We start from the raw sequence: 14915 nt of genomic DNA, 5'->3' as shown, positions 1-14915 counted from the left end.
TTAATCTAATCAACTTTGTATCAGTAATCATTTAAAGAATATTGATATGAGCAAAAAGAAAATTTTAGTTTTAGGTTCCAATGGGAAAACAGGACGCAGAGTAACTGAAAGATTGAAAAACAATTCAGATGTTGAAGTTCGTTTGGGTTCCCGATCTGAAAAAGTTCCTTTTGATTGGGAAAATCCAGAAACCTGGAAAAACGTGTTGAAGGATATTGAAGTTGTTTACATTACATTTCAGCCCGATTTGGCCATTCCTTCGGCAGTTGAGACAATTCAGAAATTTACCGTTTTGGCAACAGAATTGGGCGTTCAAAAAATGGTTTTATTATCTGGAAGAGGTGAAAAAGAAGCACAACTTTGCGAAGAAATCGTAAAAGAAAATGCCAAAAAATGGACGATTCTACGGGCAAGTTGGTTCAATCAAAACTTTAGCGAAAGCATTTTTTTAGAACCTATTTTAGCAGGAATTGTTGCTTTGCCCAGAGCCGAAGCACTTGAACCTTTCACAGATGCCGACGATATTGCCGATGTAGTTGTTGAATCACTTTTGAATGATAAACACAATGCAAAAACATACGAATTAACCGGCCCAAGATTATTGACTTTTAAAGAAGCCGTAAATACAATTGCTGAAGCAAGCGACAGAAATATTACTTTTCAGAGTTTATCATTGGATGAATATTCGCAAATGCTGAAAGAATATCAGGTTCCGGAAGATCATATCTGGCTTGCAAATTATCTTTTTGAGCAGGTTTTGGATGGAAGAAATTCGCACATAACTTCGGATATTGAAAAAGTTTTGGGCCGAAAAGCAAAAGATTTTACCGCTTACGCAAAAGAAACAGCCAAAACCGGAATTTGGAATTCTTAAAACTAAAAAGATGAATTATTTCAGAGCAATCTTTTCCGGATTTATAGTTTGGATTTTGGTCAGTATTTCATTTTATATTTTGGATCAAATTCGGTTTATACAGAATTTTTTTTGGATTCAGTCCATAATCGTAATGTTTGGGATTATCTTTTTTGGGATTCTTGGAGCAAAATTATATTATAAAAAAGTTCTCGAAACCCACGGCCTATTCCTTGGAATTGCAATGTCGACAACGGCTTTGGTTTTGGATATTCTGATAACCGTTCCTTTTGTAGAAATACCTAACGGACGAAGTTATTACAGCTTCTTCAGCAATCCGGTTTTATGGCTTTTGGCTACTATAAATGCGCTTACCGTTTATTTTTATTGGAAGAAAAACATAAATGTTTGAAGTTATAAAAAACAAAAAGCTTGTCCCGCAGAACAAGCTTTTGTTTTTCCTAAAATGGGATTTAAACACATCGAAACATAGATTTTAGATGTTTAAAAGGATATGAAAAGAAACTAAGTTTCTAACACATAGCTATGTTTATTAATGCAAGTGATACGCCTTTATTAAGCCAACAACCCTATGTTTCTATATGTTAAATCAACTAGCAAATTAAATATTTGAGTTTTTAACTTTAGCCTTTGCCAATTGATCTACACGCCATATTAAAAACACTGTACTTAAAGTAACGACCGCAATTACGTATCCTAGCATATCATAATTTTCTAGTGGAGAAGTTTTTGTTTTTTGATGTACGATAAAGCCCGCGCAAACTGCCGCAATTCCGCCTGCAATCTGTTGTAATGAAGAGGTGATCGACATATAAGCGCCACGATCTTTCATATCTGGAATTGCAGTATTCAAAGTGGTTGCCGGAATCATACGACTCATGATTCCCATAAATAAAATCATATTGATAATCACAATTTCCCAAAGTGGAATTGGATTAAGATTCGTATAAATCAAAATCATGATTATCGAAATTGAAGATCCAGCAGCAAACAATTTAAATTTACTCACCTTATCACTTAATTTACCAATAAGAGGCATGATGAAAAGCACTGAAAGTCCAGTAAAGAAAAATACCATTGGTAGTTCAAGCTGACTGATATGAATATTGTTTACTAAAAATGCACTTCCAAAAGGCTGCAGCATAAATCCTCCAACTGAAAGAAATGCAATTGCTGTAAAGCCAACCTGATATTGCTTATTACTTATAGTATGCCAAAGATGCAAAAAAGGGCTTTTATCTGACTGTAGCTCCAAATGTTGTGTAATAGGCTTCATTTGAGTAAAAATGGCGATAAGAATCAGCACGGCCAGAACCGCAATCATAATAAAAGCAGAATGCCATCCCCAATTATTGGCAAAATACAAACCTACCGGAATTCCTAAAATCTGGCTTGTTGCAAAAGCCATTTGTATAACACCCATCACGCGTCCGCGTTGTTGAATCACAAATAAATCGGTTACGATGGCTAATGAAACCGAACCAATTACACCGCCAAAAAGTCCCGTTACAATTCGTGCCATAAGCAACATTGTATAACTTGTCGAAAGGGCACAAAAAACAGTTCCTATAATGAAACCTGTATAAAAGAAAATTAATAATTTTTTACGGTCAAATTTATCGGCAAAACCTGCTGCCAATAATCCTGAAATTCCGGCACTAAAAGCATAGGCTGATACAGCAAAACCAAAATTTGAGGTTGTCATATCTAATGTTTTCATTAAGATATCTCCAAGTGGGGAAATAACCATAAAATCAAGTATGACCGTAAATTGCAAAAGCGCCAGTATGGCAATAATAATTTTTTGATGTGAGGTGAAAGCTGGGCTTTCAATGGTAGTTTTTTCCATTAATTTATAAATATGTTTTAAGACAATTCCTGGCATTCAAAGCCCAAATTGGTGATTATTGTAATAATTTCATGAGGTTTCAAAGTCTCTGAAACCACGCGTAAAACGCAGTCAACATCTTCACAGTCTATACTCCACTGTTCAATCTTTTGATGATTATTCAGTACATAATGCGCAGGGCATTCTGCGTTAATTGCACTGATATTGGTTTTAAAAATATGTATGCTATTTAAATCTGTTTCCATAATTTTTCAAGGTTTTAAGCCTTTAACAGCTGCTTGAAAGGCTTCTTTCATAATTTCTTTTGTAAGCACAAATGGTTTTCCTCCCATACTTTTGCGTTCGGCATGCATGTTTAATAATGTATAAAGAGGTCCGTACGCCACACACCAAAACGCTTCAAAACTCATTGGGAGAAGTTCTTTGTTCCGAAGTGCGTTGTCTGTAAATTGAGTCATAATGGCTCTGAAATCAGCAAATTCTTTAATAGAATCCAAAATGATTTCTCCGTGAGGCGAATGTTTGATAATTTCAAAAAATGCAACTTCTTTAGGATATTTCATTGCAAAGTTGGCGCGGTTTTCCCATTGTCTCCACAAACCTTCTTCAAATGACATGTCGGGCGAAAAGTCTTTTATGGTGCTTTTAAAAAACTTCAGCGCCATGCTGGCTCCTATTTTTTGAATTAAATCATCTTTGTCAGCATAATAAATATAGAGCGTACCAACAGAAATTGAACAGGCTTTCGCCAATTTATTCATACTGAAACCTTGAAATCCTTCCTGCACAATCTGGTCAATCGCCATTTCAATAACCAGTTTTTCTTTGTCAATGTCTCTAACTCTCATAGCTGTATTTTTTGACAAAGATAAAATAATAAATGAATGAACGCTTTTTTATTAATTATTTTTTTTCTGTTTTTAGAAAAAAGAGATAAGAAGCAAGATGAAAGAAGCAAGATTTAGAAAATGTAGAATACTTATTTCTTCGAAATAAAATCCATAAAAAAAGTCTGTAAACAAAACGCTTACAGACTTTAAAAAACACTAAACAAATAAAATTAAATTACTTTCTTCTCTTTTTTTTCTTCTAATATCTAAACTCCAGTTTCTTTCATCTTGCCTCTTTCATCTTGCTTCTTTCATCTTGCCTCTTTCATCTTGCCTCTTTTTTCTAAATTTTACTTCCCACTTCTAACTAAAGAAACATCATCTACTAAACAAAAAGATTTTGCTTTTCCATTCGCAAGAAATCCTACTTCGGCCTTCCCTCCTTTTATAGCTATATTATTGATGACAATTGTTTTCCATTCTGGATTTTCCTCTTTTACAACAAATTGAAATCTTTTTTCATTACTTAAAACATAGACCTCAAGATTATCAAATCCACTGCTGTTTTTAATTTTGGCAGTTAAAGTATATGATCCATCTTCCAGTTTTACGTATGGTGAAGATGTTATAACCTGAAATACTTTTCTCTTAAAATCAATTTTATCACTGATATTCAGACTCTTTTCTCCAATGACGATTTTTCTTTCGGCTTGTGTATTAAAATGATTTAAAACTGGCGAGGTAAGGGTGTCTAAACTTATTTTATTTCCTTCAACAACCTCGCTTGCCCAACCGGTTAACTGAATCTGTACGGGTTTTACAGGACTCGGAATATGTCGGCGATCTGCTTCAAAACTACCGTTTTTTACGTAATTATTTTCTTTGTTGACTTTCCAATTTCCTGTTTTTGCATCCAAATCCCAAGCGCTGAGCGAATTGAAATAAGGTTCACTTCCATCAAATGACATTGGGCACCATTGATTGTATCCTAAACCATTTCCTGCAAAATCAGCCCAACGATCTCCACAATACACAATGGTTTCTTGTTTAGTTCCTTTTACAGAAAAGAAAAATCCGGTTTGCGAAACGTGCGCAAAATCATCTTCAGCCCCTTTTGTAATCAACATTTCATTCGTTGGAAGATAAGGTCCACGAATATCATCGGCAACTAAATAATAGGCAAATGAACCGTCCCATCCATATATATTTGAAGCGTACATATAATAGCGGTTTTTGTATTTGAACATACAATTTCCTTCTCTGCTTTCGCCTTTGAAAATTTCGGTACAATCCAGCAAATTCACTTTTCCGTCTTTGATTCCAATTTCAGAAACATAAATTTTGTTTCGCCCTCTACCATACGAATAAATCAAATACGATTTTCCGGTGTCTTCATCTGTAAAAACGGTTTGGTCCCCAGTATTGCTGGTTCCAATCATTTTTTCCATATTTATCTTTTTATCCCACAAAAATTCACCTGTCGGAGAATCAGAAAGCGTAATTAGAACCTCACTTCCATGCTGTACAAACATGGCATATTTATTTATTTCTTTAATGTAACAAACACCTAAACGCCCAACCCAGGTTTTTCCAGTTTTGTTCGCTTCTTCTTTTGATAAAACATTTTTTTCAAAAGTCCAATTCACGAAGTCAGTAGAACTATAGCAGGTTACAGCTTCAAAATTATTTTTTTCATGCGTCACCGAAGGATCTGCTCGATATTGATCAGCTTCGGCATAATGCACGCCATACCAATAATATTTTTGTTTTCCAGTTTTAGGATCCGGAAATTTAAAGATACCACCGCCTTGACTGTTTAAAGGTTTTCCGTCTTTTGTATTCCAAAAAACATCATTTTTAATCGTACGATTTTGAGCTATTGTTTTATTTGATATTCCGAAGAAAAACATTGTAAAAACAATACTTAGGGAATACCACTTTTGAAATTTCATATTTATTACGGTTAGTTAGTTCGTAATAAAATTATTGAATAGCTATAAAGTTTGCGTCATGTACTATCCTGTTTAGTAATAGATATGTAAAAGAATTGTAGATTTTGAATGATCAATAATTTTTTCAAGTCTTCTAAAAAAAACTTCGCTTATCATTGGACATCCGTGGCTTCGTGGAATATAATAATCTTGCTCTACTTCGGGAACTGCAGAATATGAATGTAAAACAATGGCTCTTTTCTGGGCATTGTTATTCGTTTGAGATAAACCATGTAATTTGTATGATTTTCCGAACATACCTATATATGATTTTTTAATTTCATATAAACCTAAAGATGTAGCATTTGAATTTGGCTCATTACTGAATTTCAAATTACCGGCAATTCCGGTTTCAGAACCGCAACCATGTGCAACAAGTCCTTCGTCGATAATTTTATTGTTTTCCAAATCATATACAAAGAATCGGTTTTTGCCTGATTTGATTTTCATATCAACAAAAAAAGCAATTTTTGTATTATATAAATTGCAGGTTTTTATTTTCTCTTTTACTTCAGCCAGTTGATTGTTTAATCTTTCGGCTTCCGTTTCAGTCCAATTTTCTTTGCTTGAAATTGGTTTTGCATTTCCAAAAATAGATAATGAAACAAATAAGATTAGATTGAAAATTTTCACAAGAGTGGTATTTAAAAATTTACGTTGAACAACTTCTTAAAAAACTGTTTTATTTTGATGCAAATTTATCTTGTCTCCGCATGAAAGACCACACCTTAAAAGTCTTAAAAACAATATAATAAGATATTATTTCAGTCAATTATTTCTAAGTTTTCTAAAAAATTCCTTTAAAATAAAAGGTTTCGAATCATTTTTCTATTTCAGCTTATTTACATTCTTATCTCCCTTTCAACATAAAACTAACACATTGATTAAAAGAATCTTACAATAAGAATTTTAAGACGAATGCTTTTTTATATGCGTAATATTATCTAACTTGCATGTAGCAAATTAAAAACCAACACATTATGAAAAAATTTCTATTCTTTTTTTTAGCAGTTGTGATTAGTTTATCAAGCCAACCTATTTTTTCTCAATCTGGTGAAGATGCGCCGGCTTTGAATCTTCCGGGAGATAATCTGGATCTTTATGCCGTATTGACGTTATTTCAAAAATCAAAAACTATAGAAGAATTTGAAACAGCATTAAATAAAAAAGAAACTGGAATTAATAATCTTGATCTTAATCTGGATAAAAAAGTAGATTTTATAAAAGTCACTACAACAAAAAAAGATAATGCTTTCACGTTTGTACTTCAGGATGCAGTCAGCAAAACTGAAACTCAGGATGTCGCTGTCATTTTAGTAAATAAAGATAAAAACGGAAAAGTTTCTATTCAATGTGTTGGAGATGAAGATCTTTATGGTAAAAATTATGTTATTGAGCCAAAAAGTACGCCTGCAGTTACTGCAAATCCGGCTTATCAGGGTTCCAACCCTGTTACTGTAAGTACCCCTGCAACAACGGTAGTGGTCGAATCAGCTCCAATAGTTCAATATGTTTATTCGCCTGCTTACGTACCTTATTATCCTCCTTATTATTATGGTTATTACCCTCCTTATTTTGCAGCATTTACAGTTCTTGCAGTTGGTATTTACCGCCATAACAACTGGTATCATGGCGGTTATTATGGAGGCCATTACAGCCGTAATACAGTAATTATCAACAACAACAATAGAAATAGCATCAATCATTACAATAACAATCGAAACAGATCCAATACGGTCGCTAACAATAATAGAAATGGAAACTATGGCAATCGTGCCGGCAATACAGGCGTTTCTAACCGAATGTCAAATGGATCTGGAAACAGAGCCGGAGTATCGGACAGAGCATCAAACGGAGCCGGAAATCGTGGAGCAGGAGTGTCTGACAGATCTTCTGTAAACCGCCCTTCTGCTGGAACATCAGATAGATCATTTGATCGTCCATCAACATCAAATCGCAGTTCCTCTAACTTTAATTCTGGTGGTCGTACAAGATCAGGCGGAAGCGGGTTTAGCGGTGGAGGCGGTGGCTTTCATGGCGGTGGAGGCGGCTTTGGCGGTGGCGGACGCAGACGATAAAAAAACGTTTTAAAATAAAAAAGGTGATTGAAAAAAATTATTCAATCACCTTTTTATTTATATAGTATCTTGTTTTAGTTCGGAGGAGTGTCAGAAGCACTCATATCTCTAACACATACATATTTGCCCTCTTTCTTTTCAAACAAACTCATGTAATTTCCAGTTGAAATTGTTGCATTTGTCGAATCAACTACCGTATAAGCACCAGTTTCAACAACCTGATTTCCGTCAGTCGAAACAAAAACTTCATTTGTTTTAAATGAAATTTTATTCGAATTTGCTACTGCATCAGCTTTTAAGAATTCAACAATCGCTGCTTTTCCAACTAATGGTGGACGATTCTGAAAAAAAGTTGTAGCATTGTCATCGTAGTAACCAATGCTTTTTATTTCGCCAGAATTATAAACATCAGCAAATTCATTTTCTTTAGCCTGAATTTCTTTTTTTATCGCTTCTTTATCAACCACGACAGGTTCTTCTTTTTTTGTATTGCAGGCAAAGACAAAAGTTAAAATACCCAACAATAAAATTTCTTTTAAGAGATTGTTTTTCATATATTTAAGGATTTAAAACTATACCTTAAAAGTACTTATAAAAATTAAAATATCAAGTTATTTCGCATAAAAATATCATTTAAGCAAATTGGAAATTTTAAAAACATTTTACTATATTCAAATGAACTACAACAACTTAAACAAAAACATATTGCATTGCCAATATTTTTGAGTGATACCAAGAAGTTATTAGCGCAATATTTATTCGTTGTCGAAAAAATAGCTCTATATTAGCAGTACAAAAAGCGTATTATTGACAATAAATTAACCTAAGGCCTGTTTAAATGATAAAAAATCAGCAATACATTATCAAAAATAACTGAAGCACATTGGCTTATATTTAATGGTAGATTTTTTCGGCAAACACGTTTTCAAATTAATTTTACTTCCATCTATAAAAATGAATAAAAAACATTACAATATTTTACTAGCAGATGATGATGATGATGACTGCTCTTTTTTTAGAGAAGCAATAGATGAATTGAAGCTTCCTGTAACACTTGTAACAGTGCATGATGGTGTACAATTAATGGATTATTTAAAAGCCAATTCTCCGGACGCTTTGCCAGACATTCTTTTTTTGGATCTTAATATGCCACGTAAAAATGGTCATGAATGCCTTAAAGAAATCAAGGAGCTTAGTGAGTTTGATATACTTCCTGTGATTATTTTTTCAACTTCTTTAGATATTGAAATTGTTGATTTGATGTACCAAAAAGGAGCTACACATTATATTCGAAAACCTGGCGAATTTGCTAAACTAAAAACGGTAATCAACAATGCTTTGACTACAACTGTCGAAAACAATCAAAAACAGCCTGCACGAGAACAATTTGTTCTTCAGCCGTAATTTTTTTCTGGAATGAGCCATAAAAACAGGGAACATTATTTTATAGCCGATGGCGGTGAAATGGGTGAATTAATGCGATCCAAAGACTGGAGTAAAACCTCATTAGGCGATCCTGATTTATGGCCGCAAAGTCTGCAAACAATGGTTTCGGTAATACTCAGCAATCCATTCGGAATGTACATTGCGTGGGGAAATGATTTTACCCAAATTTATAATGATGCCTTTCGCCCTATTTTAGGCGCAACAAAACATCCTGAAGCTTTAGGAATCAGTTCAAAAGAAACATTTTCGGAAATTTGGGACACAATTGGCCCCATGTTTAAAGATGTAATGAAAGGAAACGCAGTCAGTTCTCCCGATTTAATGGTTGTTTTAAACCGAAATGGTTATGACGAAGAATGTTATTTTGACTTTTCATACAGCCCAATAAAAAAAGAAGATGGCGAAGTTGGCGGAATTCTGGTAACTGTAATTGAAACGACCGAAAAAAATGAAAAACTTTTAGCGCAGTCGAAAGTTAAGGAAAGTGAACAGAAAATAAGACAATTAGTCGAAAATGCACCATTCCCAATTGGTGTTTATACAGGCAAAGAAAAACGCATTGAACTTGCCAATCAAGCCATTATGGATGTTTGGGGAAAAGGCAATGATGTTGTTGGGAAATTATATACAGAAATTCTACCTGAGCTTGACAATCAATCAGTTTTTGAGCAAGTAAACCACGTTTTTGAAACCGGAGAGTCTTTTCATACTAAAAATGCCCGTATTGACCTTACAATGAATGGCATTCTGGAAAGCTTTTATTTTAACTACAGTTTTACACCGCTTTATGACACAAATGGTAATATTTATGGCGTAATGAATACGGCTGCAGATATTACGGATCTGCATCTTGCCACTAAAAAAATAGAAGAAGCAGACAAACGTTTTCGTAATACTGTAAAACAAACTCCTGTGGGGATTACCATTTTAAGAGGACCAGAATATATGGTCGAAATGGCTAACGACGCTTATTTAAAAATTATTGACAGAGAAGAAAACGATTTTGTAGGTAAGCCCCTTTTTGAGTCACTGCCAGAGGTCAAAGAAAGTGTGAATAAACTTTTAAATGATGTAATGACAACCGGAATTTCGTTTCATGGAAATGAAGTTCCAATTCCCCTCATACGTTTCGGAAAACTCGATATTTCGTATTTTGATTTTCTTTATTATCCGCTGAAAGAGGAAAATGGCGAAATCTCAGGAATTATTGTTACAGTAACCGAAGTAAGCGAAAAAGTTGAGGCAAGAAAAAAAATCGAACTCAATGAAGAAAGGCTAAAAATTATTGTAGAAGCCAGCGAACTAGGTACTTGGGAATTAAATGTCAAAGAAAAACAAGTGCATTATTCCCAACGTTATTTGGAAATTGTAACCGGAAATAAAAAGAACATCAATTTAACACATGAACAAATTCTTACCTACATTCATCCAGACGATTTAGAAATACGAAATCTGGCTTATAATGAAGCACTTGTTAACGGAGTTATAAATTATGAATTAAGAGTAATCTGGAAGGACAATTCGATTCATTGGATTGAAGCCAAAGGAAAAGTCTTTTTTGATGACCATAAAAAACCCGAAAAACTTCTGGGTACTGTAAGAGATATTACAGAAGAAAAAAATCATCAACAGGAGCTAGAAAAAAGTGAGAAACGTTTCCGTTCTTTAGCAGAGAGTATTCCACAATTAATTTGGGAAACAGACGAAAAAGGGAATTCTTTATTTACTTCTGGAAAATGGTTTGAATACACCGGAATTTTTCCTGAGGGAAAAAAATCCTGGCAAGACATGATTCATCCCGATGACTATGACGAAAATTATAAAATTTGGAGCCACAGCCTTGCAACAGGAGAAATATACCGATGCGACGTACGCATCAAAAGACATGATGGCATTTATAGATGGCATACTGTAATTGGCGAGCCTATTTTTAATGAAGAAAACAAAATCATAAAATGGGTTGGTGCTTTTACAGATATTCATACTGAAAAAGCATTTACAAACGAGCTGGAACAACAAGTAACGGCAAGAACCAAAGAACTGATTTTGATGAACGAATCACTTCAAAAAAGTGAAGAACGTTATCATTTAATGGTTGAAGAAGTTCAGGATTACGCCATTTTATACCTCAATCATGAAGGAATTATTGAAAACTGGAATCTTGGGGCGCAAAAAATAAAAGGCTACAAAGCAGAAGAAATTATCGGAAAAAGCTTTTCAGAATTTTATACCGAATCAGACCGAAAAAACAATCTTCCTCAAACTTTATTGAACCTGGCCATTGAAAAAGGAAAAGCAAGCCACGAAGGATGGCGCGTTCGCAAAGACAAAACCCTTTTTTGGGCAAATGTAACAATTACAGCTGTTCATAATAAAAAAAATCAGGTTATTGGTTTTTCAAAAATGACACATGACTTGACGGATAAAAAAACTGCCGATGACAAGCTGAAATTAAATGCCTTAGAACTTGAACAGAAAAACAAAGAACTTGAAAAAATGAATCAGGAACTTCAGTCTTTCGCTTATATTTCAAGTCATGATTTGCAGGAACCGTTGCGCAAAATCCAGACTTTTGCGACACAGATTATGGAGAAAGAATCGGAAAATTTATCTGATTATGGAAAAGATAAATTTAAACGAATGCAAAATGCAGCACAACGCATGCAAACGCTTATCAACGATTTACTTTCTTATTCCAAAACAAATGTTCAGGAAAGAATTTTCGAAAAAACGAATATTGGCAAAATTATAAACGAAGTAAAAGAGGATTTAAAAGAAGAAATTGAACAAAAAAATGCCAAAATTGAAAGTTTGAAAAATTGTGAAGCAAAGATTATTCCGTTTCAATTTAGACAACTTTTGTACAATTTAGTAAGCAATTCTCTTAAATTTTCAAATCCTGAAAATCCGATTGTCATTAAAATTAATAGTGAAATCGCTAAAGGTTCGACTTTAAATAATGAAAGTTTAGAAGCAGAAATTAACTACTGTCACATCAGGATTGAAGATAACGGAATTGGTTTTGAACAACAATACAGCTCAAAAATTTTCGAAGTTTTTCAGCGTTTACACGGAAAACTGGAATATACCGGAACCGGAATTGGGCTTGCTATCGTAAAGAAAATCGTAGACAATCATAACGGAATCATCACGGCCAAAGGCGAATTGAATAAAGGAGCTGTTTTTGACATTTATATTCCGGCGAACTAGTTAAAGTTTATCAAAAGCAAATCTTATTTATAATTTAAAAACTATGAAAAAGCTATTTTTTATTCTGCCATTGCTGTTTTTTGCATCAGCAATTTTTGCACAAAGCCAAGATCCTTCGTCAAAACGCATTTTAGGAAATTGGTATTCGAACACTAACCGAACTACAAAATGGGTATTTACACAGGATGGTAAACTTTACAATTATGACAAAGACATAATGAAAGTAATGTATAAATATTCTATATCAAACAGCTGTCAGAACAATTCAAGTGATACTTCTGAATTCATAACCTTAAGAGACAGAGACGGTGATGAGTATTGCTTTAAAATAAATGGAGTAAATGAAAACAAAAATGGCGTTTTATCACTTACCAATTTGAGCAATATGCAACCGCTAATTTTTGTAAATGATGTAAATTTGAAGATTGCGCAGTAGTTGAAGAACAAAGATCAAAGAAAAAAGAAAAAAGAAAAAAGATCAAAGAAAAAAGATCAAAGATGAAAGAACAAAGATGAAAGAAAAAAGATCAAAGAAAAAAGATCAAAGATGAAAGATGAAAGAAGTTTTCGTCAATTCATTTTTCTTAATCGGATAATTTTAAAATAAAAAAGCAGGATTTCGTTATTTGAAATCCTGCTTTCTTTTTCATCTTTATTTATCTAAACTTCCCTCAAAAGGCGAAGCTGGTAAATTTTCTTGATTATATAGATTTGCCTCAATTGGATTATCCGCCCAAGCGTATCGAACTTTTACTGGTTTTGAAATATTCTCATTCCAAATTTTGATTTTGTTTCCTTCGATCGTGGCATTTGCCCAAATAAATTTTCCGTCGCTTCCTGCGATTTCAAAACCTTTCAAACTGGAGTTATTTTTAGCTATTAACCCGCTTCCTGTATCTGTAAAAGACAAAATAAGTTGATTTCCTTTTTGTTCCATTGATTTAAAAAGCGGTCCTGAAGAAACTATATTTTTTTCTTCATAAGCCAATTTTCTAGCTTGCAAAGCTAATCTTTTCCCAACGTCGTATTTATTTAGTGGATGAATATCATTCCATTCCCCTAAATCAATAATTACTGCCATTCCTGTATTTGGAACTGCTAAAATATTTTTTTGCTGTTGTCTTAAAGCTGCCCAATTGCTTTCAGTTGGTTCTGTTTTTGGTTCCATAAAATTTGCCAGCTGAACATATAAAAACGGAAAATCACCCTGCTTCCACTCTGTTCTCCAACTTGTGATTAAGGTTTCCATAAGTGCTGCATATTCCTGAGGCTTTTTAGTACTTGCTTCCCCCTGATACCAAAGCACGCCTTTTATTGCGTAATTTTTCAAAGGGGCGATCATAGCATTATAAAGTCCGACAGGTTTCCATCTAATGAAAGTCGATGGTGGCAAAGGAGGCATTTTTACTCCTAATTTGTATTTCCATTCTCCTTTCAAATCAAGGGAATCTTTATCTAAAATCAATTGATAAGGTTTGTCTTCAACAAAACCACCTTTTCCAGAATTATTAATAACTCTGATTGCAATTTCATTTTTTCCTTCTTTTAAAAACTTTGGATCAAATGAATATTTTCTCGGCGGATATAAATATGAAGTTGTTCCAACGAAATTTCCGTTAACATAAACTGAATCAGCATCTACAATTCTTCCTAAAATCAATTTTGCCGAAGAAGCTTTTAAATTTGATAAATTAACTTCTTTCCTAAACCAGACTGCTCCATTCGTTTTTTCTAAAGTATAGTCGCCCCAATATCCTGGAATATTCATAACCGGCCAATCAATATCATCTAAATCTGCTTTTGCCCATTGTTTTTTCAACCCCTCATCCTGACGATTTACTTCAGAATACCAGTCGGTGCTGATTTTTCTGTCGTTTGCTTCGATTTGTGCACCTAAAGTTCCGTCTTTGAATTTCTGGTATTCAGCATCATAATCAGGGAATTTTTTAATGGCATCGGCGCTAAGCCAAGATTCAGCCGGAGAACCTCCTAAAGCACTGTTGATTAATCCAATCGGAACTTTATATTTTGCATAAATTTCGCTGGCAAAAAAATAGGCAACAGCTGAAAAACTCAAAATATTTGATGCGTTTGCTTCTTTCCATTCACCACTTGACAAATCAGTATTTTCTTTTGCAAACTCATATTGATCTGGCACTAAAAACTGTCTGATTTCTGAGTTATTTGCTTTTGCAATTACATCCCTGTATTTGTCTTTTACACGTTCCATAGGAAGTTCCATGTTCGACTGTCCGGAACAAAGCCAAACATCACCGAACAAAATATTCTTTAAAACAATTGTATTGCTTGCCGTTAAAGTCATTTCATAAGGTCCGCCTGCTTTTTGAGAGGACAGTGTGATTAGCCAATTTCCCTCTTGGGAAGTTATGGTCTGAAACTTTTTTTTGTTGAAGGTAATTTCGATTTTCTCATTAGGCGCTGCCCATCCCCAAATTTTTATGGGTATATCGCGCTGCAAAACCATTCCGTCACTAATCAACCTCGGGAGTTTTATTTGTGCATGAATGATGCTGCAAAAAAGCACACTGATAAAAAATAGTATTTTTCTCATTTTTATGATTTATGTTTCTGCTTTAATTCTGAAATCTTTTTTAAAGATAATTATTCTCCCTTAGA

At 33.8% G+C, this 14915-nt stretch carries 13 protein-coding genes; 6 read left to right on the top strand and 7 right to left on the bottom strand.

What is annotated here, in order from left to right; translation table 11 throughout:
• The first annotated feature begins 46 nt into the window (after positions 1-46).
• Together ACWA1B_RS11540 and ACWA1B_RS11535 are read left to right on the top strand one after the other, a co-directional pair.
• On the top strand, positions 47-874 hold the full coding sequence (locus ACWA1B_RS11540) for an NAD(P)H-binding protein (protein ID WP_456906987.1): 828 nt from the start codon (positions 47-49) through the stop codon (positions 872-874).
• Positions 875-884: 10 nt separating this feature from the next.
• Positions 885-1265: a DUF5367 family protein gene (locus tag ACWA1B_RS11535; protein WP_456906985.1), complete on the top strand. Its 381-nt coding sequence runs from the start codon at positions 885-887 to the stop codon at positions 1263-1265.
• A gap of 210 nt (positions 1266-1475) precedes the next feature.
• Here the strand turns inward: ACWA1B_RS11535 and ACWA1B_RS11530 are convergent, their stop codons facing one another.
• From ACWA1B_RS11530 to ACWA1B_RS11510, 5 genes are all read right to left on the bottom strand, one after another.
• Positions 1476-2723, bottom strand: a complete 1248-nt coding sequence (locus ACWA1B_RS11530) for an MFS transporter (RefSeq protein WP_456906983.1) — start codon at positions 2721-2723, stop codon at positions 1476-1478.
• A 17-nt stretch (positions 2724-2740) separates the two neighbouring features.
• A complete protein-coding gene (locus tag ACWA1B_RS11525; protein ID WP_456906981.1) occupies positions 2741-2968 on the bottom strand; it encodes a hypothetical protein in 228 nt (75 codons plus the stop codon).
• A gap of 6 nt (positions 2969-2974) precedes the next feature.
• A complete protein-coding gene (locus ACWA1B_RS11520) occupies positions 2975-3571 on the bottom strand; it encodes a TetR/AcrR family transcriptional regulator (protein ID WP_456906979.1) in 597 nt (198 codons plus the stop codon).
• Positions 3572-3903: 332 nt separating this feature from the next.
• Complete coding sequence (locus ACWA1B_RS11515) at positions 3904-5505, bottom strand: family 43 glycosylhydrolase (protein ID WP_456906977.1); 1602 nt, start codon at positions 5503-5505, stop codon at positions 3904-3906.
• A gap of 72 nt (positions 5506-5577) precedes the next feature.
• Positions 5578-6177, bottom strand: coding sequence for a murein L,D-transpeptidase catalytic domain-containing protein (locus ACWA1B_RS11510; RefSeq protein WP_456906975.1), 600 nt, complete (start codon positions 6175-6177; stop codon positions 5578-5580).
• Between the two features lie 347 nt (positions 6178-6524).
• On the opposite strand from ACWA1B_RS11510, the gene ACWA1B_RS11505 reads away from it, so the two are divergent.
• On the top strand, positions 6525-7622 hold the full coding sequence (locus ACWA1B_RS11505) for a hypothetical protein (RefSeq protein ID WP_456906973.1): 1098 nt from the start codon (positions 6525-6527) through the stop codon (positions 7620-7622).
• Between the two features lie 74 nt (positions 7623-7696).
• On the opposite strand, the gene ACWA1B_RS11500 is transcribed toward ACWA1B_RS11505, so the two are convergent.
• A complete protein-coding gene (locus ACWA1B_RS11500; protein WP_456906971.1) occupies positions 7697-8176 on the bottom strand; it encodes a YybH family protein in 480 nt (159 codons plus the stop codon).
• 400 nt (positions 8177-8576) lie between these two features.
• On the opposite strand from ACWA1B_RS11500, the gene ACWA1B_RS11495 reads away from it, so the two are divergent.
• From ACWA1B_RS11495 to ACWA1B_RS11485, 3 genes are read left to right on the top strand one after another with little or no spacing between them, the layout of a single operon-like run.
• Positions 8577-9026 carry a response regulator gene (locus ACWA1B_RS11495; protein WP_456906969.1) on the top strand — a complete coding sequence of 150 codons (450 nt, stop codon included), beginning with the start codon at positions 8577-8579 and terminating at the stop codon, positions 9024-9026.
• Between the two features lie 12 nt (positions 9027-9038).
• Positions 9039-12278 (top strand): PAS domain S-box protein, encoded by a 3240-nt coding sequence (locus tag ACWA1B_RS11490; RefSeq protein WP_456906967.1) that lies wholly within the window; start codon positions 9039-9041, stop codon positions 12276-12278.
• A 43-nt stretch (positions 12279-12321) separates the two neighbouring features.
• On the top strand, positions 12322-12714 hold the full coding sequence (locus ACWA1B_RS11485; RefSeq protein ID WP_456906965.1) for a hypothetical protein: 393 nt from the start codon (positions 12322-12324) through the stop codon (positions 12712-12714).
• A gap of 216 nt (positions 12715-12930) precedes the next feature.
• On the opposite strand, the gene ACWA1B_RS11480 is transcribed toward ACWA1B_RS11485, so the two are convergent.
• Positions 12931-14850 (bottom strand): sialate O-acetylesterase, encoded by a 1920-nt coding sequence (locus ACWA1B_RS11480; RefSeq protein ID WP_456906963.1) that lies wholly within the window; start codon positions 14848-14850, stop codon positions 12931-12933.
• Between the last annotated feature and the right edge of the window lie 65 nt (positions 14851-14915).

It is taken from the genome of Flavobacterium xizangense, from assembly GCF_054075145.1.
The sequence above is the reverse complement of the archived record's forward strand: the minus strand, read 5'-3'. Positions and strand labels throughout refer to the sequence as shown.